21 protein-coding genes and 1 pseudogene are annotated in these 26,834 nt (G+C 36.6%); 3 read left to right on the forward strand and 19 right to left on the reverse strand.

Annotated features, from left to right (window positions below):
- The first annotated feature begins 99 nt into the window (after positions 1-99).
- From RSC39_RS02545 to RSC39_RS02555, 3 genes are all read left to right on the forward strand, one after another.
- Positions 100-885 (forward strand): DUF4931 domain-containing protein, encoded by a 786-nt coding sequence (locus RSC39_RS02545; protein ID WP_332534881.1) that lies wholly within the window; start codon positions 100-102, stop codon positions 883-885.
- A 70-nt stretch (positions 886-955) separates the two neighbouring features.
- Positions 956-3,607, forward strand: coding sequence for a YfhO family protein (locus RSC39_RS02550; RefSeq protein ID WP_332534883.1), 2,652 nt, complete (start codon positions 956-958; stop codon positions 3,605-3,607).
- Positions 3,597-3,743 (forward strand): hypothetical protein, encoded by a 147-nt coding sequence (locus RSC39_RS02555; RefSeq protein ID WP_011675788.1) that lies wholly within the window; start codon positions 3,597-3,599, stop codon positions 3,741-3,743. Before RSC39_RS02550 ends, RSC39_RS02555 begins: the two co-directional genes overlap by 11 nt.
- 65 nt (positions 3,744-3,808) lie before the next feature.
- Here RSC39_RS02555 and RSC39_RS02560 read toward each other — a convergent pair whose 3' ends face one another.
- The 19 genes and pseudogenes from RSC39_RS02560 to RSC39_RS02650 form a co-directional block, all read right to left on the reverse strand.
- Positions 3,809-5,971, reverse strand: a complete 2,163-nt coding sequence (locus RSC39_RS02560) for a heavy metal translocating P-type ATPase (protein WP_332534886.1) — start codon at positions 5,969-5,971, stop codon at positions 3,809-3,811.
- Between the two features lie 186 nt (positions 5,972-6,157).
- Entirely contained in the window at positions 6,158-6,358 is a 201-nt protein-coding gene (locus tag RSC39_RS02565) for a heavy-metal-associated domain-containing protein (protein WP_011835520.1), read from the reverse strand.
- An 18-nt stretch (positions 6,359-6,376) separates the two neighbouring features.
- Positions 6,377-6,832 carry a CopY/TcrY family copper transport repressor gene (locus tag RSC39_RS02570; protein ID WP_063281609.1) on the reverse strand — a complete coding sequence of 152 codons (456 nt, stop codon included), beginning with the start codon at positions 6,830-6,832 and terminating at the stop codon, positions 6,377-6,379.
- A 120-nt stretch (positions 6,833-6,952) separates the two neighbouring features.
- A complete protein-coding gene (gene sdaAA / locus RSC39_RS02575; RefSeq protein WP_021036962.1) occupies positions 6,953-7,816 on the reverse strand; it encodes an L-serine ammonia-lyase, iron-sulfur-dependent, subunit alpha in 864 nt (287 codons plus the stop codon).
- A gap of 19 nt (positions 7,817-7,835) precedes the next feature.
- The gene (gene sdaAB, locus RSC39_RS02580) at positions 7,836-8,507 is read right to left on the reverse strand and encodes an L-serine ammonia-lyase, iron-sulfur-dependent subunit beta (RefSeq protein ID WP_011675783.1); all 672 of its coding nucleotides are present in this window, start codon (positions 8,505-8,507) and stop codon (positions 7,836-7,838) included.
- Positions 8,508-8,620: 113 nt separating this feature from the next.
- Positions 8,621-10,624 (reverse strand): NAD(P)/FAD-dependent oxidoreductase, encoded by a 2,004-nt coding sequence (locus tag RSC39_RS02585; RefSeq protein ID WP_332534890.1) that lies wholly within the window; start codon positions 10,622-10,624, stop codon positions 8,621-8,623.
- 158 nt (positions 10,625-10,782) lie between these two features.
- Positions 10,783-12,024 (reverse strand): annotated as a pseudogene (locus RSC39_RS02590) (NAD(P)/FAD-dependent oxidoreductase); the annotation flags it as partial.
- Between the two features lie 132 nt (positions 12,025-12,156).
- The gene (locus RSC39_RS02595) at positions 12,157-12,519 is read right to left on the reverse strand and encodes a hypothetical protein (RefSeq protein WP_063281611.1); all 363 of its coding nucleotides are present in this window, start codon (positions 12,517-12,519) and stop codon (positions 12,157-12,159) included.
- 138 nt (positions 12,520-12,657) lie between these two features.
- Positions 12,658-13,461 carry an alpha/beta hydrolase gene (locus RSC39_RS02600; RefSeq protein WP_332534892.1) on the reverse strand — a complete coding sequence of 268 codons (804 nt, stop codon included), beginning with the start codon at positions 13,459-13,461 and terminating at the stop codon, positions 12,658-12,660.
- Between the two features lie 146 nt (positions 13,462-13,607).
- Positions 13,608-14,972, reverse strand: a complete 1,365-nt coding sequence (locus tag RSC39_RS02605; RefSeq protein ID WP_063281613.1) for a glycoside hydrolase family 1 protein — start codon at positions 14,970-14,972, stop codon at positions 13,608-13,610.
- An 86-nt stretch (positions 14,973-15,058) separates the two neighbouring features.
- Positions 15,059-16,477 (reverse strand): PTS sugar transporter subunit IIC, encoded by a 1,419-nt coding sequence (locus RSC39_RS02610; RefSeq protein WP_063281614.1) that lies wholly within the window; start codon positions 16,475-16,477, stop codon positions 15,059-15,061.
- Positions 16,478-16,882: 405 nt separating this feature from the next.
- The gene (locus tag RSC39_RS02615) at positions 16,883-17,638 is read right to left on the reverse strand and encodes a MurR/RpiR family transcriptional regulator (RefSeq protein WP_332534896.1); all 756 of its coding nucleotides are present in this window, start codon (positions 17,636-17,638) and stop codon (positions 16,883-16,885) included.
- Between the two features lie 243 nt (positions 17,639-17,881).
- Complete coding sequence (leuS, locus tag RSC39_RS02620; protein WP_332534898.1) at positions 17,882-20,371, reverse strand: leucine--tRNA ligase; 2,490 nt, start codon at positions 20,369-20,371, stop codon at positions 17,882-17,884.
- Positions 20,372-20,441: 70 nt separating this feature from the next.
- Positions 20,442-21,113 (reverse strand): helix-turn-helix domain-containing protein, encoded by a 672-nt coding sequence (locus RSC39_RS02625; RefSeq protein WP_332534900.1) that lies wholly within the window; start codon positions 21,111-21,113, stop codon positions 20,442-20,444.
- A gap of 123 nt (positions 21,114-21,236) precedes the next feature.
- On the reverse strand, positions 21,237-22,211 hold the full coding sequence (locus RSC39_RS02630) for a ribose-phosphate diphosphokinase (protein ID WP_014572881.1): 975 nt from the start codon (positions 22,209-22,211) through the stop codon (positions 21,237-21,239).
- A 180-nt stretch (positions 22,212-22,391) separates the two neighbouring features.
- The gene (gene ftsY, locus RSC39_RS02635) at positions 22,392-23,759 is read right to left on the reverse strand and encodes a signal recognition particle-docking protein FtsY (protein WP_332534902.1); all 1,368 of its coding nucleotides are present in this window, start codon (positions 23,757-23,759) and stop codon (positions 22,392-22,394) included.
- 61 nt (positions 23,760-23,820) lie between these two features.
- Positions 23,821-24,372 carry a hypothetical protein gene (locus RSC39_RS02640; protein WP_332534904.1) on the reverse strand — a complete coding sequence of 184 codons (552 nt, stop codon included), beginning with the start codon at positions 24,370-24,372 and terminating at the stop codon, positions 23,821-23,823.
- 9 nt (positions 24,373-24,381) lie between these two features.
- Positions 24,382-25,191 carry a Cof-type HAD-IIB family hydrolase gene (locus RSC39_RS02645; RefSeq protein ID WP_332534906.1) on the reverse strand — a complete coding sequence of 270 codons (810 nt, stop codon included), beginning with the start codon at positions 25,189-25,191 and terminating at the stop codon, positions 24,382-24,384.
- 281 nt (positions 25,192-25,472) lie between these two features.
- Complete coding sequence (locus RSC39_RS02650) at positions 25,473-26,810, reverse strand: FAD-dependent oxidoreductase (protein ID WP_332534909.1); 1,338 nt, start codon at positions 26,808-26,810, stop codon at positions 25,473-25,475.
- Positions 26,811-26,834: the final 24 nt, after the last annotated feature.

Consider the following 26,834-nt stretch of genomic DNA (forward strand, 5'->3'; position numbering starts at 1 on the left):
TGAACATTAATAGGTAACTGGAATATTATAACACATTGCCTAAGTAAAAACTAGACTTTTGATAAAAAAAGTAGTCAAAAAAAGTGGTATAATATTTTAATGATTAAACATAGTGAAAATCCTTTAGTTTTCAATACAGCTATTGGAACAAAAAAACGTAATGAAACTGTTGTACCCAAAGAAAAAATTTGTCCTTTTTGTGATGTTGAACACCTGACCGGTATATTAAAAACTTCTGACCATAAAATTTGGTTAAAAAATAAATTTCCAACGCTAAAAAATTCAATGATGACCGTAATTATTGAATCTGATGGACATCTGGGTGATATTTCTACTTACAGTCTGGAAGAAAATCGCGAAGTTTTTTCCTTTGCTTTTGACTGTTGGGATGAGATGATTCAGTCTGGAAATTATCAATCAGCTTTGATGTTTAAAAATTTCGGACCTCATTCTGGCGGAACTTTGCGCCATCCTCATTTACAGGTTGTTGGCTTGGAAGAAACTGACGGTTATGCGCAAATTGCAAAAGAAAATTTTGAAGGCGTTGAAATCAAGAAAAATGGCCTGACAGTCACTTTATCTACTCGGCCAATTATGGGTTTTGTAGAATTTAATGTCATTATTTCTGATCTTAAAAATGTTGAAAAACTTGCTGACAATGTTCACGGGATCACCTCTTATTTAATGACAGACTATATGAATGGGCGTTGTGATTCTTATAATCTCTTTTTCCATCATTTTGATGATAAATATATTTGTAAAATTGTTCCACGCTTTATTACTTCGCCTTATTTTATTGGTTATAAAATCCCACAAGTTAATGGAATTGAAGCATTGGAAGAAGTTGCTGACGAAATTAGAAATCGTTTAGATAAAAAATACTGACAGTTTTATCAGTGTTTTTTTAATACACTTAATATAAGTTTGATTTTTGTATCTTTGGTATAATAGAATTATGAAATTTATCAAGAAAAATAAATGGGCACTTCTTGCAAGTTTTTTTATTCCATTAATCTTAATGGTTATCGTTCTTGCAATGACTGGGATTTATTGGGGAAGTTCACGGTCAATTTTGGCTGGAGATGCTTATCATCAGTATGTCGCCATACATTCTCTCTATCGTAATATTTTACATTCTGGTGGTTCTCAAGGTTTCTTATATACTTTTACAAGTGGACTTGGTCTTAATCTTTATGCATTTTCGGCTTATTATATGGGAAGTTTTCTCATGCCGTTCACTTTTTTCTTTGATGTGAAATCAATGCCAGATGCTTTGTATTTATTTACCATCATAAAATTTGGCCTAATTGGTCTGTCATCATTTGTCAGTTTCAAAAATATGTATCAAAAGCTTTCTAATCTGACTGTTTTATCAATAAGTACTGCTTTTGCACTGATGAGCTTTTTAACTTCGCAGCTTGAAATTACCATGTGGCTTGATGTATTCATTCTCCTTCCCTTGATTATTTGGGGACTTCACCGCTTAATGGATGAGCGAAAGCGTTGGCTCTATTTTGTAAGTTTACTGATTTTATTTATCCAGAATTACTACTTTGGCTTTATGGTCGCCATTTTCTTAGTGCTTTATTTCTTGGCGCGGATGACCTATGAAAAATGGTCTTGGACAAAAGTACTTGATTTTGTGGCTTCTTCTGCTTTGGCTGGATTTGCTAGTTTAATCATGCTATTGCCAATGTATCTGGATTTGAAGTCTAATAATTCCGATGCCTTATCCACTTTATCAGGAATTTTTACTGAAAACTCGCATCTATTCGATCTTTTCGCCAAAAATTTTGTTGGAACTTATGATACCACTCAATTCAATGCCATTCCAATGATTTATGTCGGCTTGATGCCACTAGGACTGGCTATCATCTTCTTTTTTACTAAAAGTATTCGACTCCGAAGTAAATTCGCTTTTCTAGGAATCATTGGTTTTTTAATTGCTTCCTTTTATCTTCAAGCCTTAGATTTATTATGGCAAGGAATGCATTCACCTAACATGTTTTTACATCGTTATGCCTTTTTATTCAGCTTGCTCATCGTAATTATGGCTCTTGAAACTTTATCTCGCTGGAATGAAATCAAAACTTGGCATATTTTGACTATCAGCCTATTTTTAATTCTTGGCTTTCTGTCAACTTTAGTCTTTGGCCATTACAAATACGTGATGACTTCCCAAGTTATGCTAACCTTTTTGTTTGGTCTTGCCTATCTGATTTTATCTATTAATTCTATCAGAAACTGGATTTCAAATCATCTTTTTGTCATTCTTCTCTTTATCTTTATGACCGTTGAGGCTGGTGTCAATGCCCTTTATCAAGTTCAAGGCGTGCAAAAAGAATGGAATTTTGCAAGTCGTGACTACTATAATACTCAAGTAAATTCTTTAGAACCTATCGCCAATAAAGTAAATGAACTTTCCGGTTCAACTTTCGCCAGAACAGACAATACTGTTCCTGATACCGCTAATGATGGGATGAAGTATAATTTCAATGCACTTTCCCAATTTTCATCTGTCCGTAATAGTAATGCCAGTTCAGTCATGCGTCAGCTAGGATTCCATACTGACAGCACCTATTTGAACTTACGTTATCCTGGAAATACAATACTTATGGATTCAATTTTTGCTATCAAGTATAATATCAGTCAGGCCCAACCTCCAAAATTTGGTTTTTCACCTGCTTCCAACAGCCTTAGTACATTGACCCAGAACTCAAATGCAATTGGCCTAGGTGTCTTTGTTCCTGGTGGGTTTAAAGATGCCAAATTCACTGATAAAGCGAAAGCTAGTAACTTTATCAATAACCAAACAGCGTTAGTTAATGCATTAACTCAATCAAAGACTACCTTCTTTACTCCCTTTTACACTACAAGTGAAGAAACATCAGACAAAATTACTGGTGTGGGAAGTTCAGTGACGCTGACACGTCCAAAAACCTCTACTGCTACCGATGTATCTGTCACTTACGGCATTACAGCTGACGCTAATAGCCAACTTTATCTGTCAGTACCAAATATTACTTATCTAAACAGTAATGCTGAAAATACTTTGATTACAATCTCTGATGTATCTAATCCAAAAATGACTCGTTCCCTTAATAGTTATTATATTGGCACAAATGACACTGGTTCTTTCTTCAATTTGGGAAGTTTTACTAAAGAAACGAAACTCAAAGTGACCTTATCTTTTCCTGAAAATTCACAAGTTACCTTTGATACCACTTCGTTTTGGCGTCTAGATACTCAGACTTATCAAAAAGAAATGGCGCTTTTGAAATCTCGTAGCCCTAAAACGGAAACCATAAAAAATGGTGTTCGCATGACTTATAATGAGAAAGAAAAAGGAGATATTTTCCTTACTATCCCTTATGACAAAGGCTGGTCAGCTAAAATTGACGGTAAAAAAGTCCCTGTCAGTAAAGCTCAAGATGGTTTTACAAAAGTGGCAGTTCCCGCTGGAAAACATCAACTAGAGCTCAAATTCTTCCCTAATGGCTTAAAAGAAGGAATCATTTGCTTTATCTTAGGAATTTTGTTATTTATAGGTTACAACTACTTCACTAACAAACATAGAAAAGCTGGAGGTCAGCAAAATGAAAGCTAAATCAATTTTAACCTTTACTCTTGGAATCCTAGTAGCGGTAAGCATTCCTGTCTCTTATTCTCTAAAAACAAAACATTTTGAAGTCAATTTCAAAAAAGGAGGCCTACTTGACCCAGACCTCTATAAAAATAAATAGAATCTCACAGGTTTGTCAGTAAAATTTTCACTTCTGTCAGTAATTCTAAAAATAAAAAGCGTTGATTAATCAACGCTTTTTATTTTTGCTTTAGTTAAAAGTAATGAATTCAAGATAACTGAAACTGATGATAAACTCATTGCCGCGGCGGCAAGCATTGGATTAAGTAATCCAAAGGCAGCAAGCGGAATTCCTATAATATTATAAACAAATGCCCAAAAGTAATTTTGTTTAATTTTTGAAATCGTCTTTTTGGCGACTTCAAAGAAAGTTGAAATTTTATGGAGTTGCCCACCAATCACCGTTACATCTCCAGCTTCCATAGCAATGTCAGAACCGGTTGCCATTGCCAGACCCACGGTTGCTGAAGCTAGGGCAATGGCATCATTAATTCCATCACCCACCATCATTGAATTTGGTGTTGATTGGACAATTTCAGCTTTTTCTTCAGGTCGCAAACCACTTTTGATTTCATCTAAATGAATCAGCTCTTGTATTTTTGCGGCTGAATTGGCATTATCTCCTGTCAACATCACCGTTTTTATTCCACGTTTTTGCAAGACACGAATTGTATCAACACTATCTTCTTTTAGACTTGAACTAAAGATAGCCATTGCCAATAATTTTTCTTTATCCGCTAGATAAATGACCGTATCTTCAGTTTCAGGAACTGATAAATTTAACTCCGTCATCAATTTATCATTTCCTGCAAAATATTCTTGACCATTAATTTTTGCTGACAAACCACGACCGGCAAGTTCAGATAAATCTGTTAAGTCATACAAATCACCAGAAAATTTGAGCGACTTAGCCAAAGGATGATTAGAATGTGCCTCAAGACTCGCCAAAATTTTAAATTCATCAGTTAACATTTTTGATTTGATAGACTCAGTTCTGTCAGTAATTTTTTCATTTTCTGTCAGCAATTTAAAGTCTGTCAATTCAAATTCACCTGTTGTAATCGTCCCTGTTTTGTCAAAAAAGATTGTGTCAACTAAACCAGCAAGTTCCAAAGCATTAGCATTTTTAATCAATAGACCATTCTTTGCCGCCAAGCCAGTTCCCGAGATAATTGCTGTTGGTGTTGCTAAACCGAGGGCACAAGGGCAGGCAATGACCAATACAGCCACGGCGTGCATGATTGCTGTCAGTAAAATTCCACTGACAGCCCAAGTTGCAACAAAAGTAACCAAGGCAATTGCGAGGACAATTGGGACAAAAATTCCCGAAATCTTGTCAGCTAATTTTTGAATATTTGGCTTAGAACCCTGAGCTTCGCTCATCATTTCCACCATGCGAGAGATGGTTGAATCATTTAAATCATGGACAACAACGGCTTTGACTTCGCCATCTAGATTTATCGTTCCTTCAAAAACAATCTCATCATCCATTTTGACCACTGGGAGGGACTCACCAGTCAAAATGGATTCATCGAACGAAGCTTTCCCAGAAAGAATCATGGCGTCCAAAGGAACTTTTTCCCCTGGCAAAATCCGAATGACTTGTCCCATTTTCACTTCTTCAATTGCTAAATCAGCAGATTCTGTATGAACAACGCTTGCTCGACTAGACATTAACCCAGTAATTGCCTGTGTTGTTTTCTCTTTTGCATTATGTTCTAAAAGTTTACCCATGACCACTAAAGTAATAATCACCATTGATGATTCAAAATTTAAAGCATTTTTTTGACCCATAAAAACAGCCAAAATCAAACTTGAAAAATAAGCTACAGATGTTCCTAAAGCAACAAGAACATCCATATTTGCCGATTTATTACGTAAAGCATGATAAGCTCCGACATAAAAGCGCCAACCAACAATAAATTGTACCGGACTTGCTAAAATCAACTGTAAGAGCGGTTCATGTAAAAACATCACCCAATTTGCATGTACTCCAAAAATATCAGCAAACATTGCAACTACTAAGGGCAAAGTCAAAATTAAAGAAATCCAAAAAGATAAAGACAAGTTTCTCGCTTTTCTTGCCGCCTGTCTTGCGATTTTCTCTTGGTGAGCCTTGTCATTAACAATGGCACCATAACCCGCTTTTTCCACTAAATTGATAATTTCCTGATCAGTTAAGCTATCATCAGCTACAATTTTAGCTTTTTCCGTGGCTAAATTAACTGTCGCTTCAACAATTTTATCTGACTGATTCAAAGTTTTTGATACTGTATTTACACAATTTGCACAGGTCATTCCTGTAATTACAAATGATTGACTTCTCATTAGTTCCTCTTCTCATATTTTATCTATATGTATAGTTTACAATTGTAAACTTAAAAAGTCAAGAAAAAATCATCTCCATTTGGGGAATGAAGATGACCTGTTATTATTTAGTAAAACAATATTTGGGGTTTGCTTTACCAATTTCATTCTAGCAAATTTAATTTCAATTCACAAACGAAGTGTTTTTTAAATTACTTTGTAACCAGCTTCCGCAACAGCAAGTGCCATTTGATCCAAATCGGCAGGAGCATCAAATTTTACAAGTGCTTCTTTTTTCTTCAAAGATACTTTGGCTTTTTCAACCCCTTCAACTGATTCTAAAGCATTTGTTACGTGCATCACGCAGTGATCACAAGTCATTCCATCAATTTTTAAAGTTTCTTTCATTTTTCAATTCTCTCTTTTCTAAGCAGAAATTTGCTCATGTTCATGTTTGCAGGCGCAAAGACCACTGGTTTCTAGACAATTACAATGCTTTTGCTCAACCACTTCTTTGGCTTTAAGCGATTCTTGCAAAAACTCCAAATCTTGTGCAGTTAAAGTAGATTTTTCAATCATTTCTTGTAAAACATTTACATGTTTTGTTTGGCAGACCTTTTGAATCAGTCCATCTGCCATCAAATTAATTGCTGTACATTCTTCCATCAAAGGTCGATAAACAAATTTTCTTCCTTCTTTTTCGGTACTCAGCATTTCTTTTTTTACTAAACGGCCAAGCAAGGTTTTTACCGTGGCTAAAGACCATTCTAATTCTTGAGGAATCTGGGCATAAATCTCATCAACTCGTGCTTCTCCTAAAGACCAAATTACACGCATAACGATTAATTCGGCATTTGAAACATTAAATTCTATTTCGTTCATTTTTTCTCCTTTCCATATTCGTTTTCATAAAATAAGTTTACACGCGTAAACACTAAAAGTCAAGTATTCAACTCAAAAAAATAAAGTTCGAATCTCATATTCGAATCTTTAAGTTTAATCTTAACCAAATAATTCTTCCATAATCTTACGTCCAGTGGTTGTCTGAGCCAATCCGCCTTCGGCTGTTTCTCTAAAAGCTGCTGGTAAAGAGCGCCCGACATTATACATTGTATTCACAACTTCATCGACTGGAATTACTGTTTTAACCCCGGCCAAAGCCATATCAGCAGAAATCATCGCTTGTGAAGCGCCCATTGCATTACGGTGAACACAGGGAATTTCGACCAGACCAGCAACAGGGTCACAAATCAATCCTAACATATTTTGTAAAACAATGGCAATTGCATAACCTGCTTGCTCAGCAGAACCTCCTGCAGCAAGAACAAGAGCGGCCGAAGCCATTGCTGAGGCTGAACCAACTTCCGCTTGACATCCTCCCTCAGCACCCGAGATTGTTGCATTATTAGCAATTGCTAGACCAAAAGCTCCAGCAACAAATAGAAATTCGACTTGTTGCTCATGTGTCAAACCTAATGTTTTAATTGCCGAAGTTAAGACCCCCGGTAAACATCCAGCGGAACCAGCAGTTGGAGTAGCGCAAATCAGACCCATTTGGGCATTGACCTCATTTACCGCAACTGCATCACGCGCAGCTCCTAAAATAATATCTCCTGACAAAGCTTTCCCTGATTGAATGTAGTCGTCCATTAATTTTGCATCACCACCAGTCAAACCTGTCAGTGATTTTTTTCCAACCAATCCTTTTTTAACAGAATCAAGCATCGTGTCTAGATTATGTTCCATCATTTCCCAGATTTGTTCACGATTTCGCCCAGTTTGCTCAATTTCAATCGCAATCATTAATTCTGTTATTGAAGAATAGTTTTTAGAATCCTCAATTAATTCTTCTATATTTTTAAACATATTTATTCCTCTACTGTTTTTAATTAAAGAAATTGACAGCATGCAAGCGAGGAATAAGTTTCATTTCCCCAATTACTTCCTTAACATTTGGTGTATCAACTTCTAAAATCATAATGGCTTTTTCACCTTTGGCTTCCCTGGTTACATTCATTTGAGCAATATTAATTTGATGCTCGGAAAGAAGGCTAGAAACCCTAGCAATCATTCCGGGAACGTCTTCATGGATGACAACAAATGTTGGTACGCCAGCCGAAATTGCAATATCAAATCCATTGAGTTCTGTCACTTGAATCATTCCACCACCAATAGAAATACCTGTCACCGTCATCGTTCGGTCACCTTTTTTGGCAATTAAACGTGCGGTATTTGGATGATCTGCTCTTTCTTCTGGATGTGGTACATAAGAAATTTCCATTCCTTGCTCATAAGCCAGTTGCGGAGCCATTGGCAATCGTTCATCATCCGTATCCATTCCCAAAACCCCAGCAACAAGAGCAACATCCGTTCCATGACCCTTATATGTTTTAGCAAAAGACTCATAAAGATGAATCTCTAATTTTTCTGGAAGTTCACCAAAGATAGAACGTACTATTTTACCAATGCGAGCCGCACCAGCCGTGTGTGAACTTGATGGTCCAATCATCACTGGACCAATGATGTCAAAGACACTTTTATATCTTAAATTATCCATTTAAACCTCAGTTCTTACAAAGATAGTTTATAAACTATCTTTTATCTTCAAATATCATAACATAATTTTCAAGCTTTTTCAGGCAAAAAAAAATAGCTCTGAAGAGCTACTTTCTATTGACGTCCTTTATAAATTGAACGTGATTGACCATACCATATCTTGGTTAGCCATCTTTGAATCCAAGGTTGAACCCATTTATCTAAACCAAATGAACGACCAGAACCATTCATGAGGGCAATTGCCACTGGAATAAACCAAATGTTAACCCAGTAGAACATTCCTGAAAGTGAGAACATAACAGTCAAAGCGGCTGTTGCTGCTGCTGCAATCCAAGTGAAAAGTCCAAAAATGAGTGCAAGTGCGAGGAAGATTTCAACGATAGACATGAATTTTTGCATGAACAAGGCAACTTCACGGTTTGGAATCATGAACTTAAAGATTGGTTCCATCCAATGTGGCACTTTATCAAATACAGTCATTGGGTCAGAGCCATAAGCATATGAAAGTCCCCATTCAGTTGCTTTGTGTGCGGCTTCTCCACCACCACTTGAAGCGGTTGTTGTTGCTGCACCTGAGGCACCTGCTGCGGCATCTGCAACACTAGAGCTTGATGAAGCGGCTGTTGAAGCTCCAGCTGCAGCATCTGCTGCTTTTGGTGCTTCTTGTAACCATGAGAATGGGAATTTGAGGTCATTTGTAAACCATGAACCTTTACCAAACCAAGTCGTTGGATTGAAGTATTGACCGTCACCCACAATTTTCTTGATTGCTTCGGTAAACCAAACGACACCGTAGAAAATACGAAGCGGAACAGCCCAAAGTACATTTCCTTGACGTGAAGTATGACCACGCATAAAGTTACGATTATCTTTTACGCGGAAGACTTCATCCAAGGCATAACGCCAGAAATAATGTGCTGAGCGAATTTGTAATGTATAGATAAAGTAAACAATATTCTTCATCAACATTGCCCAGAAACCAGTTAGACGCATGCTACCGATTTTAGCAACTCCCCAAGTTGAACCGATTGAAACCATTGTTCCTTGGTATTTACTTTCGTGTTTATGTTTGCTTCCACCGTTGATGTCTGCAAGAATATTTGCTGCTGCTGTGTGTGCAGTTTGTTCTGCGGCTTCAACGATTTGTGGTGTTGGACGACCAGTATCTGGTTCGATATAGCCTGAAACGTCACCAGCTACATAAATCCCTTTTCCTTCAAAACCAACAGCTTCCATGTATTCATTTGCTTGAAGACGATGGCCGCGTTCTGTTTCGTTGAGATCTGTTTTTGCAGCTGTATTTCCTTGAACACCTGTTGTCCAAATCAATGTATGTGTTGGAAGTTCTTTGGCAACTTTTTCTTCGTCACGTCCACCAACATTTACTTTGATATGGTCTTTGGCCACTTCAACAATTCCATGATTAGTCAAAACGTGAACATTTTTCTTTTCAAGATAAGCATGAGCTTTATCTGCTTGTTTACGGTCTAATGTATTAAGAATTGTTGGCATCATTTCAACAACATTGATTGTGATTTCTTCTTCAGGAATCTTCCAATCTGTTGAAACTTTTTTACGCCAGTCAATCAATTCACCGGCCATTTCAATACCAGTAAATCCTGAACCAGCAACTGAAACCGTCAATAAAGCACGGCGTTTTTCATCGTCAACTTCTGTGGAAGCATATTGAACAATTGTTTCCAAGTGACGTTTGATTTTCATTGCGTCTTCAAGTGACCAAAGAGTAAATCCATGTTCTTTTACACCTGGAACGCCAAAATCATTTGGTTCTCCACCAAGCGCAACAATAACATAGTCATAGTTGTAACTACCATGTTTTGTAATTACTTTTTTATTTTCTTTGTCAAGGCTGACTACTGAATCGGTCACAAGACTAACATTTTTACGTTTTCCTAAAAGCTTTTGGAAATCATATTGTACAGTTGTGAATGGAACACGACCAGCTGCAACTTCGTGGAGTTGAGTCATGGTTGTGTGGTAACTATGTTTGTCAATCAATGTGATGTCAGCATCTGCTTTAAGCTTTTTAGAAAGCTCACGCGTCGCATGTACTCCTGCAACACCACCACCGATGACTACGATTTGTTTCTTAGTCATTTAGAACGGTTCTCCTATTAGTAATATAATAATAACGTCAGGCACTATTATATCCTTTTTAGAGCAATTTGTAAACTGTTACACAAGAAAAACTTTTCCAAAATTATTTTAGAAAAGTTTTGTTTTTTTAGTGATTTTAATTAAATCGCTCCTTTGTGGAAAAGTTGGTCATTAATATATTTAAAGAAGTAATGTCCTGAACGAATTTCAAAGGTATAAACAAGATAAACCATATGTTTCATAAAGGTTGCTGAAAAACCACTCAATTTTGTTTTTCCAACTGTTCCAACGGCATAGTCAGAACCAATTGAAACAAGCGTTCCACGGTAGTTCCCTGAGAATTTAGTTTTTGTTCCACCTTTAATATCCGCAATAATATTCTTCGCAGCAGTACTTCCAGTTTGTTCTGCAGCTTCAACAATTTGTGGAGTTGGGCGACCATTTTCTGGAACGATATAGCCTGAGACATCACCTGCGACATAGATTCCTTGGTTTTCATTTCCAATTGCTTCCATGTATTCATTCGCTTGGAGACGATGTCCTCGTTCTGTTTCTGAAAGTTGACAGGCTTCTGCTTCTGTATTTCCTTGAACACCTGTTGTCCAAATTAAGGTGTTCCCTGGAATTTCCTTAACAACTTTTTCTTCATCACGCCCGCCAACATTTACAGTAATATGATCTTCTGCCACAGCAGTAATCCCGTGATTGACCAGCACATTAATATTTTTATTTTGAAGATAAGTAAGAGCTTTGTCAGCTAGGCTACGATCCAAAATATTCATAATGGTTGGCATCATTTCCACAATATTAATTGTAAATTCAGATTCAGGAATACCGTATTTTTTAGAAACTTTTTTTCGCCAGTCAATCAACTCACCAGCCATTTCAATTCCGGTAAAACCTGAACCAGCAACACTAAATGTGAGCAGTTTTTTGCGTTTTTCTAAATCTGACTCTTTGGCTGCGGCTTGCACCATTTCCTTTAGATGTGCTTTAATTTTCAAAGCATCTTCAAGTGACCAAAGGGTAAATCCATATTCTTTAACACCTGGAACTCCAAAATCGTTAGGCTCGCCTCCCATTGACACTACAAGGTAATCATAATCATAGCTTCCTTTTTCTGTGATAACCTTTTTGCCAGCTTTATCAAGTTCAATCAGAGAATCTTTCACAACATTTACATTGTGAAACTTACCAATTGTTCGTTCTAACTGATATTGAACCGCATCTGGTTCAACACGGCTTGCCGCAACCTCATGAAGTTGGGTCATGGAAGTTTGAAAATCATGTTTATCAATGACAGTAATTTCTGCATCATTTTTCAAATTTTTGGCAAGTAAGCGTGTCGCTGACACTCCAGCAAATCCAGCACCTACAACAACTATTTTTTTCTTAGCCATTTCTCTTGGCCTCCTACTAATAATAAATCCAAAAATATTATACCTTTTATCGAAATAAATATACACTTTTCTGTTTATAAATTGACCTTTTGAACTTTAAAATAGGAAAAAGCCGTTTATTACGGCTCTTTTTTAGATGGTTGGATAATTTTTCATCACTTGACCTTCCGATACTCCCAAACATTTCATAAAGGGGAGAATATAATCAATGTCTTCAATATTTTTCTTTTTCATCAGTGAAATTCGACTAATGCCTTGACTCACTTCAACGGTTACTTTATGGTCGTCATTGATGAAAAGATGAATACTATCGCAGGCTCCCTGATGGATACTTACGCCAAGAATTTTTCCGTCATGTACTTCACAGGTTTGAGCGCCTTGTAAGTAACTGTCCACAACTAATTTCATGACCTTAGTTTCAATTTTATGACTTTTCACGATTTGATGATTATCAGTTTGTTCTTGTTGGGCAACTTCCATGTTCATGTTTTTCATGGTTTGGCTCCTTTCCATTTCTTAGTTCTATTTTACCAAGTTTTTTCATTAGAAAAAAATGATATGAAAATAAAATTTATTTAATACTTTGGTAAGAAGCTAACTTTTACTGACGGTCAGCAAAAAAAACTGACAGAATCAGTCTTTTTGTATTTTATAAAGAAAATCAATGACCGCTTGGTTAAACTTTTCAATTTCTTCCAAATGTAAAATATGACCACATCCTTCAAAAATTTGACATTCGGAATCTGGATTTTTTTGTAGTTCACGCGCTGCTTGGGCATGAATAGCCGGAAAAATAGGGGATTGACCTCCTGAAAAAAATAAATGTGGCTTTTTTTCCTGAGTCAGTTGAGCTCGCCAGTCCTGTAAAATTACATTTTGCAATAAGGGACGAAACCGTTTAAAATCAAATGGTTTCATACCATGTCCTAAAGTGCGTTTAACTGTATCTGAAAGTTTTTTTTGAGTCAAGCGAGTTTTGGGGAAATCATCAATAAAAGATGATAATTCTGTTAGTGTTTTCCCATATTGACCATTTAACCAGTCAGCTGATCTAAAAAAAGTTGGCGCTTGGTCTTCTGTGATTACTGCTCTTACATTTTCGTCAGTAAATAATTCTTCATAAGCCATAATTGTTGCCGCACCCATTGAATGTCCGATTAAGATGACGTTTTTTAGTTGCAAGTGGTCAATCAATTCTTTTAAATCCATGGCCAATCGATGCAAAGTCAAGCCATAATCAACTTTCTGTGAATCCCCATGTGAGCGATGATCATGAGTAATGACCCGGTATCCGGCATTTACGAAAGCCTCAATTTGTGCAAACCAAGTCACCTCACTTGATGAGTAACCCCCAATCAAAATAATAGGAGGATTCATTGCGCTTCCGTAATCATGAAAATTTATGTTTACTAAATCATTTGTGGTAAAAAAAGACATTTTTTCCCTCTCAAGTTTTTTCAATGCTTTCATTGTATCAAAAAATCTGCCAGGACTGGCAGATTCTGAACTCTTGAATTGCTGACAGATTCGTCAGTAATTCTCATTTTTTAATAATGGACTTATTTAAATTGAATTAACTCACATTATTCTTCCAACTGATTCCCATTTGAAGCAAAAACTTTTTTGAACCAATAAAATGATTTTTTTGGAATACGTTTAAGACTTTTAGGGTCAACATAAACAGCTCCATAGCGTTTATCAATATTTCCTGATGAAGCGGGAATATCAATTAAGCCCCAGCCAAGATAGCCCAGTACTTTGACTCCGTCAGTAAATATCGCTTTTTCCATAGCTTCCAGATGTCTTCGATGATAAGAAATTCTCAGGTCATCAGCAATTTCAGTTTTCCCATTCCAACTTTCTGACTGACCAATTCCATTTTCAATAGGAAAGACTGGTAAGCCAAATTCATTATAGATTTTACTTAAAATCCTTCTAAATCCCTCAGGGTCAATGGACCAGTCCCATTGATTATGCTCAAGTAAGGGATTTAATTTCATCCCCTTGGTCAAGTAAGAATTTGGCGCATCATTTTCAGACAATTGACTGGCATCTAATAAAACGGAACGGTAATATGAAAAAGAAATAAAATCAGAAATACCATTTCTTAAAATTTCATCATCTCCTTCTTGGAAATCCATATCAATTTCCTGATTTTTAACAAAAGTCATAACTTCATGTGAATAATGTCCAAAAGCGTAAACATCACAGAGATTTCGATTGTAAAATTCATCAAATTTTCTAAGATATAAATTATCTTTTGGAGACGGACTGGCTGGATATATCTCTGTTGTCGCTAACATTCCACCAATTTTTCCTTCAAAATTCTGATGCAAAAACTGAACCAATTCACAATGAGCAAGCATCGTATGATGAAAAACAGTGTACATATCAGAGAGCGTTAGGTCTTTTTTCAAAACTCCTGAGTAATGCTCAAAGCCGTCAGCAAAATAAAGATTATGTTCATTGAAAACAATCCAATATTTTACTCTGTCAGCAAATCTTCTCATCATTTCTTGCCCAAACCGAACAAAAGCCTCTTTGACCTTTCGACTCAAAAAACCATCATACTTTTCAGCCAGATTTAATGGCATATCAAAGTGATAAAGACAAATCATAGGTTCAATTCCGTGAGCAAGTAAATCGTCAATTAATCGATTATAAAAAGCAATTCCTTCTTCATTAAATGCGCCGTCACCATCAGGTACAACACGTGACCAAGAAATCTGAAAGCGGTACATATTCATATTCATTTTTTTCATCAACTCAAGGTCTTGTGAATAGTCATGGTAATTATCATTAGTTACTTGCCAATCTTTAGCCCGACGCCCCGCAGTATCCACATCATAAACGGAAAGTCCTTTCCCCCCTTCATTCCACGCTCCTTCGGTTTGCATTGATGAAGTTGAATTTCCCCAGAAAAAATCTTTTGGTATTTTATTTTCCATTTTGTCCCCTTTTATCTTTAATTTTATAAAAAGAAATTCCGAAGAAAAAAGCTTCTTCGGAGTTTCTAAACTCCTTATTAGTTTGACTAAGCAAGAGCTTCATCAGCGTCAGTTTTTGCTTCTTCTTCTAACAGCATTTTGTCATACTTTCTAGCAAATGGAAGATAAATCAAAATTGATTCTAAAAGTGCAATAACTTGTAGCACCGCATATTGCCAACCTCCGATTAAGAATCCAGAGATAATGGGTGGCGTAGTCCAAGGAGCAGCAACACCATTCATTGGCGGAACAATATGGAAATAAATGGCACCATAAACTGTTGCTGAAACCACAACTGGAACAAGGAAGAATGGTAGAGCAAGAACAGGATTCAATACAAGGGGCAAGCCAAATAAGAAAGGTTCATTGATATTAAATAAACCTGGGACTAACTCTACTTTACCAATTGATTTCATCTGTTCAGAACGAGCAAAGAAAATCGTAAAGATAATTAATCCAAAAGTAATTCCTGAACCTGAAAGATTAATAAAGTTATTATAAAATTCATTGGTCACAATATGAGCGCCATTAGCTAAACTTAGCTTGTGTGACTGATAAAGTGAAGCGTTGGCAAAAGTATTTGGAATCAAGAAGGCAGAGGTAATAGCCCCCATAATAATCCCACCATGAACCCCAAAGAACCAGAAGAATGGAACTAAGAGTGAAATAATAATGATTCCGCCAAATGAGCCACCTAAGCCTTGTAGAGGAACTGATAACCAGTGGTAAATAAAGGTTACTGCATCAGTATGTCCAATTTTATCGAACAAAGCATAAATAACCGTAGCGGCGACGACAATTACTCCTGTTGGAATCATTGATGTAAATTGATTGGCAACATTTGAAGGAACTTGCTCAGGAAGGGTAATTTTCCAACCAGCTTTCATCATTGCCGAATAAGCCCAACCTGATAAAATACCGATAACGATGGCGGCTATCATTCCTTGACCACCATTCCAAGTTAAATTGAGCACTCCTGTCACTGGGTTATTCAAGAAAACTTGCATGGCATGAGGAAGCTTTTCAAAAGCAGCCGTTGCTTGAGCTCCCGTGAGATTTCCAATGCCTGATGCTTCTTTTCCAGTGGATAGAGCCGCCGTAATTGGATTTGCAATACTTAGAGATTGAACAATGAAAAATGCAGAAAGAGAAGTTAAGCCACCTTGTAAAGCCACATCGCCAAATCCAGCTTCTTTGACATAAGAATAGCCAATCCCAACTGCTGCCCAGATGGCTAGAATACCGAATGACACGTTAAATGCTTGCGTAAAAATTGCTGACCAGCCATTGTCTGATAACCATTTGGCAACAGGTGGAATTGGAATGTTCGCCAAAATTAAGAAAATTGACCCAACAATGATAAATGGCATCGCAAATAGCATCCCATTTTTCAAAGCCGTCATTGCTCGTGTATTCACGAATTTCATAATTGGCGGCAATACTTTATTATTTATGAAGCCGTTCATAAATAAACCTCCTTTAAGATGTGAGCCCGACTGTTCTGAAATGAGGAAAATTAGGAAAATTTTTGGTTCTGCACTTGTGCAGGTTCAAAATTTTATCTATCTACGCAGCAAGCTGCTACGCTGTCCATTCGCTCTAAGCGACTAAAGTCGCAAGGCGAATCGCATTTTCACTCATTTCAAGGAGGGCGAACTCAATTGATTAAGATGTGAGGGGTGCTCGCTTAGAGACTATGGCAAATTTTATCTTTTTTCATAAGTTTCTAGCACACCAAACTCAGGTAAATAAGATGAAATAAAATGTCCTTTCAGACTTCTCTTTCACCAATTAAAACGTTTACAATACAATAATACCCCTTACAAAAATATTTGCAAGAGGTATTTTTATCTTTGTCACATGTTACAAGATTAGTTACGATTATCACTTTTTTCTATTGCTTGATGGGCCAAAATTTCAATAAAAGCAATGACAGGCAGTTGTGATGTCAAATTTTCAAGAGGGTCATAGGCAGAATATTCCGTTTGAAAGCCATAAGTCAGATTGATATTTGAAAGTTTGGATAATGTTGTTTCTGGATGATTAGTAATTGAAATAATCTTTGCGGAGGCTTCCTCTCTTAGTTTAACGACTCGTTCAATAATTTTATCAGTTTCACCAGAAGCTGATAAGACGATGCTTAAAACGTCTGGCGCCCCTTTTCCTTTGACAGCTTGATAAGGGTCAGAAATGGCGTAAGATTCTAAGCCAATGTTTGTAAAATAACGAGCTCCATATTCAGCTAAAGCGCCAGATGAACCCACTCCAATAAAGATAATATAGCGAGCTTCACGAATGAGTTTAATAGCTTCTTCAAGTTTTATCCCCGCTTCCTTAGAGGTTATTTTTCGTAAAAACAGATCGAGTTGCAATAAATTTTCATAATAATTAACTGGAATTTCTGCTAATTGATTTTGATTTTTGAGATAATACTTTAATTCTACCCAACCTTCAAAGCCAAGTTTTCTAGTCATTCGCATGACTGTTGCAGTCGAAACATGAACTGCTTGTGCAAGTTGTCTGACTGACATTTTATCGATAGTTGATAAATTAGATAGGATGAAGTTGAAAGCCGCAGTTTCTAGTTCATTGAGCGTACGTACTTGCTCAGGTAAGAAATCAATCATTTTTACTGACCAAACCTTTCTAAAAGTACTTCTAAGTTATTTTTGTAAGCCTGTCTTTTTAAAACGACTATGATTTACTGACAGAATTCTCTGATTCATTGATAAGTATTTTTTCAAAATAAAATAAGCTAGCTGACAAATTCGTCAACCAGCTTAGTTCACTTTTATACTTTAGCTATCAAAATATATTTACTGACAGCCAATCTTGTGGGTTTTATCTGATGAATATTCTAATTGTCATTTTTATTTTACAACAATATTAACCAATTTATTTGGAACAGCAATGACTTTGACAACATTTTTACCTTCAAGTGCCTCAGCAACGGCTTCGCGACCAATTTTCTCAAGTTCATCACGTCCTAAGTCTTTGGCAATTTTGATTTTTGCTTTCAATTTTCCATTGATTTGAACAACAATCTCAACTTCTGATTCAACTAATTTACTTTCGTCAAAAGTTGGCCAAGCAACATAAGAAATTCCAGCTTCATTCCCTAATTTTACCCAAAGTTCTTCGGCAATATGTGGTGCGAATGGTGCCAAAAGTTGAACAAATCCATTGGCGTATTCCAAAGGTAAAACTTTCGCTTTATTTGTCGCATTGACAAAAATCATCAATTGGGAAATAGCTGTATTAAAATACATCAAGTCCAAACGCTCAGTGACATTTTTCACTGTTTCGTTATAAACTTTATCCAATTCTCCATTATTTTTGTCACTAATCTCTGAATTATCAATCATCCGAACGACACGATCAAGGAATTTACGAGCTCCTTCAAGTCCTTCTTCTGACCAAGGAATACTTGCATCAAGTGGTCCCATGAACATTTCATATACACGTAATGTATCAGCACCATAATGTTCCACAACATCATCAGGATTCACGACATTTTTAAGAGACTTAGACATTTTAGCTGGTGCTTGTTCAAGTTCTTCGCCCGTTTCCATGTGGTAAAATCCACCATCTCGTTTTTCAACTTTGTCAGTTGCAACGAGTGCTCCACGATGGTCGCGATAAGAAGTTCCCAAAATCATTCCTTGGTTAAAGAGTTTTTGGAAAGGTTCTTTAGTTGGCACCACTCCTAAGTCATAAAGTACTTTATGCCAGAAACGAGCGTAAAGTAAGTGAAGAACTGCATGTTCAGCTCCTCCGACATAGATATCAACTGGCAACCATTCTTTGAGGAGCTCTGGATCAGCCAAGGCTTCAGTATTGTGTGGGTCGATATAACGGAGGTAATACCAGCTTGAACCTGCCCATTGAGGCATTGTGTTCGTTTCACGACGACCTTTTACACCGTCTTCTCGTGTAACTTCCAACCAGTCTGTCAGATTAGCCAATGGTGACTCACCAGTTCCCGAAGGTTTGATGTCAGAAGTCACCGGTAAAACAAGTGGCAATTCATTTTCGGGTAGAGCAGTTGATGTTCCATCTTCCCAATGAATAATTGGAATTGGCTCACCCCAATAACGTTGACGGCTAAAGAGCCAGTCACGCAAACGGTAAGTGATTTTTTTCTTCCCGATTTTCTTTTCTTCCAAAAATTCAATGGCTTTTTCAATCGCTTGTGCTTTATCAAGACCATTCAAAAATTCTGAATTAATATGCGGACCATCTTCAGTATAAACGGCTTCTTCTACATTTCCACCCTCAACAACAGGCAAAATTTCAAGTCCATAAACTTTAGCAAATTCCCAGTCACGTTCATCATGAGCAGGTACAGCCATGACAGCACCGTGTCCATAAGAGGCCAGAACATAATCTGCAACCCAAATTGGCATCTTCCGTCCATTAATTGGATTAATCGCATAAGCACCTGTAAAGGCGCCAGTTTTTTCCTTAGCGAGGTCTGTACGAGCCAAATCAGATTTGAGGCTGGCTTGACGACGATAATCAGCGACCGCTTGAACTTGCTCAGGCGTTGTAATTGCATCAACTAAATCATGTTCAGGAGCCAAAACAGCATAAGTCGCGCCAAAAAGAGTATCAGGACGAGTTGTAAAGACTTCAAATGATTTGTCCGTTCCCTCAACTTTGAAGGTAACGTCTGCCCCAACTGATTTACCAATCCAGTTTCGTTGCATTTCTTTGATTGACTCTGGCCAATCCACTTCTTCAAGGTCTTCAAGTAAACGTTCGGCGTAAGCTGTAATTTTAAGCATCCATTGACGCATTGGTTTGCGAACCACTGGATAACCTCCGCGTTCAGAGGTACCATCTGGTAGTACTTCTTCGTTGGCAATGGCAGTTCCGAGTTCTTCAACCCAGTTCACTGCAACTTCTGCTTCATAAGCTAGCCCTTTTTCATAAAGTTTAGTGAAAATCCACTGCGTCCATTTGTAGAACTTAGGGTCAGTCGTATTTACTTCACGCTCCCAATCATAACTGAAACCTAAGCTATTGATTTGACGTTTAAAGTTAGCAATATTTTCAGCTGTAAATTCCGCAGGGTCATTCCCTGTGTCCATAGCATATTGCTCAGCTGGTAAACCAAAAGCGTCCCAGCCCATTGGATGAAGAACATTAAAGCCTTGAGCACGTTTGTAACGGCTCAAAATATCAGTTGCTGTATAACCTTCTGGGTGTCCCACGTGAAGTCCAGCTCCAGATGGATAAGGGAACATGTCTAGGGCGTAAAATTTTGGTTTTGTTTTATCTGTCCCAGTGCGGAAAGTTTGATTATCCGCCCAGAATTTTTGCCATTTGGCTTCAATTTCTTGATGATTGTATTCCATATTAAAGATTTGAGTTCAACAGTATCAAACTCAGTTCCTTTCTCATATATTCAATGTTTTAAACTGATGATTATAATAAATTGTAAGCAAGAGTTAGGTCACTTCCTGAAAGTTGCAAGCCATATTTTTGCTCATATTTTTTTATTTTATTAATCAGGGTATTTCGATGGACATAAAGTAATTTAGCAGCTTTTGTTTGATTCGCGCTTGCCTTATACATTGCCTTCACTAGTTTTTGATCCTCAGGATTTTCTAATAATTCTTTACGAATCTCATGTAAAATATTATTTTCCAAAAGATTTAAGCTTTCTGATAAAATATACTCACTAAAAGTAGAATGATTTTCAAAAATTTTACTTTCTTCAGCATAAACTTCCGAGAGCCTATTTTTATCAACAAAGCGACCGACATAAGCGGTCACTTCTTCCCCCATATCTTGGGAAAGTGTTTGAAAAATATCAAAAAGTTCTGAAGTGGTGGGACTGTCACTTGAAAAAAATTCAATGACAATCTTTTGTTCTCTAAGACTCTTCACAAAATCAGGCAAAAGTAACTTTAAGGTGTTTTCCAATTCCTCAAAGTTATTTCCGGAAAATTGTAAAATGCGATAGCGGCCATTAGGAAGGTTGTCGATACTCAATTTTCTGTCAGTAAAAATTAATTCTGTCAGTAATTTTTCTCGTTCTGTCAGCTGACTTGGGTCAACCTTCTCATAAATTTTTCTAATTTTTTCTAGTTCCATTTTTTAAAAAAGCGACCCCTGGTCGCTTGAAGTCTTATCGTAAATCCACTTTGAATTCTAATAAATACTAGTTAGGCTTAGCAGAACAATCGCTCATTTAGCTAAATTAATTTAAAACTAGTTTTAAATTTGTTCTGAAGGAAGATGTAATTCAAAGAGTGGTGACAATGGACGACGTTCATGAATGCGAATAATCGCATCAGCAAGTAAGTGAGCAATTGAAAGTTGCACAATTTTTTCACTTTGACGTTCTTCTGGCATTTCAATAGTATCCAAAACAACCAATTTTGTAATTGCTGAATTATTAATCCGATCAATTGCAGGTCCTGAAAGTACGGCATGAGTACATGAAGCATAAACTTCGGTTGCCCCAAGTTCTTTCAATGCGTTTGCTGCAAGGGTAATTGTTCCAGCTGTATCAATCATGTCATCAATCAAGATACATTTTTTACCTTGAACGTCACCAATAATATTCATGATTTCAGCAACATTGGCACGAGGACGGCGTTTATCAATAATAGCAAGTGGCGCTTTTAGGAAGTTTGCCAACTTACGTGCACGTCCGACACCACCATGGTCAGGTGAAACAACAACGATATCATCACCAGCAGAAACTAATTGACGACGGAAGTATTCAGCAATCAGTGGTGACCCCATAAGATGGTCAACTGGAATGTTGAAGAAACCTTGAATTTGTGGTGCGTGAAGGTCGAAAGTAATTAAACGGTCGGCACCAGCAATTTGAAGCATGTTTGCTACGAGTTTTGATGTGATTGGTTCACGGGCACGAGCTTTACGGTCTTGACGAGCATAACCGTAGTATGGCAAGACAATGTTAATTGATGCGGCAGAGGCACGACGAAGTGCATCCATCATAATCAAGAGTTCCATCAAGTTATCATTGACAGGGTCACTTGTTGATTGGAGGATAAACACATGATCACCGCGAACTGATTCGTCGATATGAACGACAGTTTCGCCATCTGAGTGGGCACCAACACTTACTTTTCCAAGCTCAATTCCAATTTCTTTAGCCACTTTTTGGGCTAATTCGTGGTTAGAAGAGAGCGAAAACAACTTCAAATTTGAATACGACATGAAGAGCCTTTCTTTAATTCCTAAAGAACACAGGAGTTCTATTTTATGTAGTTCTATTTTACATTAAATTCCCAATTTTTTCAAACGCTCATGGGCTTTATTTTCATGGAAACGTTGACAAGTAAAAAAGAATCTACTAAAGTCTGCAGATTCTTTTTAATTTCTCACTTTATTAAACCTTTATAATAATTCTTTGAAGAGTCCTCTAACGAAAAATTCTTCATCAAAATCTTGTAAATCATCAATTTTTTCACCCAAACCAATGAGTTTAACAGGAATTTTTAGACTTTGAACGATAGAGAGCACAATCCCACCTTTGGCTGAACCATCAAGTTTGGTCAAAGCAATCCCTGTAATCGGAGTAACGGCTGAAAATTCCTTAGCCTGTTGAATCGCATTTTGCCCCGTCGTTGCATCAAGTGCCAAAATTGTTTCGTGCGGTGCATCTGGAACTTCACGTTTAATGACTTTTCCGATTTTTTCCAATTCTTTCATCAGATTATCTTTATTTTGCAAACGACCAGCCGTATCTACAAGCAGAATATCATAATTTTCTGATTTAGCTTTTGCTAGAGCGTCAAAAACAACTGCTGCTGGGTCAGAACCAGCTGGTTTTGTAACTACTTCAACTTGTGAACGATTTCCCCATTCAACCAATTGGTCAATGGCTCCAGCACGGAATGTGTCTGCGGCGGCGAGAAGTACTTTTTTGCCCTCATTTTTATAGCGGGCAGCCAATTTACCAATGGTTGTTGTTTTACCAACGCCATTAACCCCAACAAAAAGCAAAATGCTCAATCCTTCTGGTTGAATATCCAATTGTGTTGGTAATTTTTCACCATCAAACTTATCAACAATTTTTTCAATAATCAGCTGGCGCAAATCATCTGTCGATTTAGCATTGATTAACTTGGCTTCTTTACGCAATTCTTCGGTCACTTCCATCGCCAAATCAACGCCGACATCTGACATAATTAACGTTTCTTCAAGCTCTTCGAAAAATTCTTCATCTACTGTGCGGAAATTGGCAAAGAGTTCATTGAAACCATCAGAAAATGTCTTACGAGTTAAAGTTAATGATTGCTCGTATTTTTTCTCAGTTTCCTCACGTGATTGAGTGAAAATATTAGCCAAAGCATCAATGTCAATGACAATCTCTTCTTCATCTTCGTCAGTAACATTTTCCTTTGCAATTGTTGAAACTTCTGAATTTACTTCTTTGTCGGTCATTTCTGCTGATTTTTCATCAGTAACGACTACATTTTCGCGCTCAGGACTAATCGTTTTCTCTTTAGAAACAGGTCCATCAGCAATTTCTTTTGAAACTTCTTCTCTTTCAATGTCAATTACTTTACTGACAGATTCGTCAGTAACATTTTCTAGGTCAACTGGCTTTGGACTTACTTCAGTAAGTTCTGTAGTTTCTCTTGTTTCTTCTTCATTCTTAGGCTCTTGAGTGTTCTCAACAACTACTTTTTCAATGACAGGCTCGTCATGCTTAGTTTCTTCTTGTTTCTTCTTTCCGAAGAGACGGTCAAAAAGTCCCATATTTTCTCCTTAATATAAATATCATGCATAGATGATAAAGTTCATTTGTAAAATATAAATTTTAAATTAATTTTTTTCTTAAAAATCCGAGTCCTAAAAGTAGGATAGCAACTGCAGAAAAATCAATGATTTTTGAAATTAAAACAAAAGCTGTTGTCTTTACCCAGAAAGCTAACAAAATAACTGACAAAGCATGACAAACAAAAACTAGACCCATGAAAAGTGTTAAAATCATCATTTTTTTATGACTCTGTCCTTCATTCGCAAATTCTAATAGTGGTCGATTAAAAACAAGTGATAGTAAAAAAATTGTCCCAATTGCCGCTGTTAAAATGGGATGCCAAAGCTTGAAGGCAAGATTATTGCCATGAGTCAAATAAACGGTCAAAAGTGAAATTAAAAAACCAATTATTGCCACCAAAGAAACCGGATTAATTTCTTTTCTAACAATCAAAGACCAGACCATATGAATAACCGGAAAAGCAGTCGCGATTCCGAGTGCTAATGTGTCTGTGCTGCCCCAAGTTTTCAATAATAAGTAGGCAACAACAGGTAAAATTATTGCGAAAATTAAACTTGGCAAATATTTCTTTATTTGAACTTCATCTTTCATTTCAATTCCTTAAAGTACATATTTTTCAATCATATGGGCCACGGCATGTTGGTCATTTGTTAAATCAGAAATAATTCTGGCTTCTTCTTTAACAGCGGGCACAGCATTTGCCATTGCGACTCCATAACCCGCCCATGATATCATCGATAAATCATTGGCTTCATCGCCCATAGCCATTACATTTTCTGCCCCTAAATTCAACTGATTCGTCAATTGTGTCAAACCATAAGCTTTATTAATCCCTTTAGGCATAAATTCTAAAAGTTTAGCCTGTGTTTTAAAAATCTCAAATTCTTCAAAATAAGATTCTGGAATTTTGCTTAATTGAGCATCTAGCAACTCTTTATCCGTACAAGAAACGATTTTATTGTAAACAACATCTAGTGGAACTTGGTCAAACTCAACTTTAATGAAAGTCAGGAGTTTATTCAACGTATCATATTGAGAAACAACGTCACTTTTGGTCATATAAACCTTTTCTTCACTCAAAACATCACATGGAATTCCTAGTTTTGTAGTTAATTCTTTAATTTCAAGTATTTCATCATGAGTAAAACTTTTTTTAGATAAGATTTGTCCCGTATTTCTTTGAACCAGACCACCATTAAATGTAATAGAAAAGTCTTCAAAATCGAGCATTTCTAAGGTCTTAAGAAAAGGCTGAATCGCAATCAGAGGGCGGCCAGTTGTCAACACAACGTGGACCCCTTTTTGACGTGCCGCATCAATGGCCAGTCTATTTTCTTTTGAGATTTCTTTTGAAGAGTTAAGTAAAGTCCCATCCAAATCGAGGGCAATCAGTTTAATTTCTTTATTCATTGCTTTATTATAGCACAGCGTGTCATTGAGATTCAATAGGTTTAAATGAACATGGAAAGTTAATCTTTTAATAACTATCATTCCTATAAAATTCAAATTTAAAAAGCCACTTCACAAAGTGAGTGACTTAACTTCTTTTCTAATGTCTTGGAGGGAAAAGTTTAAAAATAAAAATGCAATCCAATAATATTCCTATTAAAATCCTCTTAAGCTATCCTATTGAAGAGTGGAAAATCGTTAAAACTTCAAGAGACTTTCTTAAGCCATAGGTTCTCTACTAATTATTTTGCAGTTAAAGCAGCCATAGTCATATAATTGTAAGGATTATTGAAATGTGGTAAGAAAAATAAGTCAAGAAGAGCGAGCTCATCTATTGTCGTTTGATTTTGAATGGCCAAGCTGAACATATTTATATTCCCTGCTATGATTTCACTATAACTGGCCATTTGTGCTCCAACAATTCGGCGGCTCTCTTTTTCGTAAACAATCCGAATTTTAACTGTTTCATTGCTTGTCTTGAGAAACCAAGCTTTCTGCTTATCTTCAAAATCAGTGTATAACACTTCTAAGCCAAGTTTTTTTGCACTTTTAACTGAAAGCCCTGTAGAAGTCATGTGATAACCAAAAATTGAAATTCCATTTGACCCTTGTACACCAGCAGATTCTAACAGGGTTCCAGCAAGATTATGAGCCGCAACAATTCCAGAACGCACAGCATTTGTGGCAAGAGCAATATAGGTAAAATCTTGTAGAGCATTAGAATAAATCGACGCTACATCTCCTATTGCATAAACATTCGGATCACTCGTTTGTTGATATTTGTCTACTTTAATTGCCTTGTTTTTAAGTGTCTCAAGTTTCCCCTCTGCTAAAACACTATTTGGTTTAAATCCAATACAGTTGATTACCATATCAATTTCATAAGCCGCTTTATTTGTTTTAACTTGTGAAACTCGATTATTTTTTTCTTCATATCCCACTACGATTTCTCCCAAATGAAGTTCAATACCATGTTCTTCTAAATTGTTATCCATCGTTTTTGCAAATTCTTCATCGTAGTATGTGGCAAGAGAAGTTGGTTCAGTATCAAATAAAAGAACTTCCTTCCCGCGACGTTTTATTCCTTCGGCAACTTCAGTACCGATATAACCAGCTCCAATAATAGCAATTCGATTAACTTCTGGTCTAGAAAGTTCTTCATCAATAGCTTGAGCTTCTTGAAAAAGTTTTACGAAATGGACGCCTTCAAGCTCACTTTCTGAAGAATCAGGAACAATTGGACTTGAACCTGTTGCAAGAATTAGTTTGTCATAGCTTTCAATTAAAAATTCTCCTGATTTTAAAGTAACATTTACTTCTTTCTTTTCAAAATTAATTAACGAAACCTCTGCTTCAGTTAATATTTTGGCACCCTTTGTTTGAAAATCAGATGATTGAGAATAGAACAAATCATCTGTTTCATCAATCTGACGCCCTAACCACATAGCAGTCCCTGCACCAATATAGCTCATATTGTTGCTACGATCTAGCATTAAAATTTCATGTTCCGGATAGTTATCAAGTAAAGTGTTCGCTGCAGCAATTCCTGCATGGTTTGTTCCAATAATAATGATTTTCATAGTGAAAAAATCTCCTCTTTAGAT

The organism is Lactococcus sp., from assembly GCF_036648155.1.
Classification (GTDB): domain Bacteria; phylum Bacillota; class Bacilli; order Lactobacillales; family Streptococcaceae; genus Lactococcus; species Lactococcus cremoris.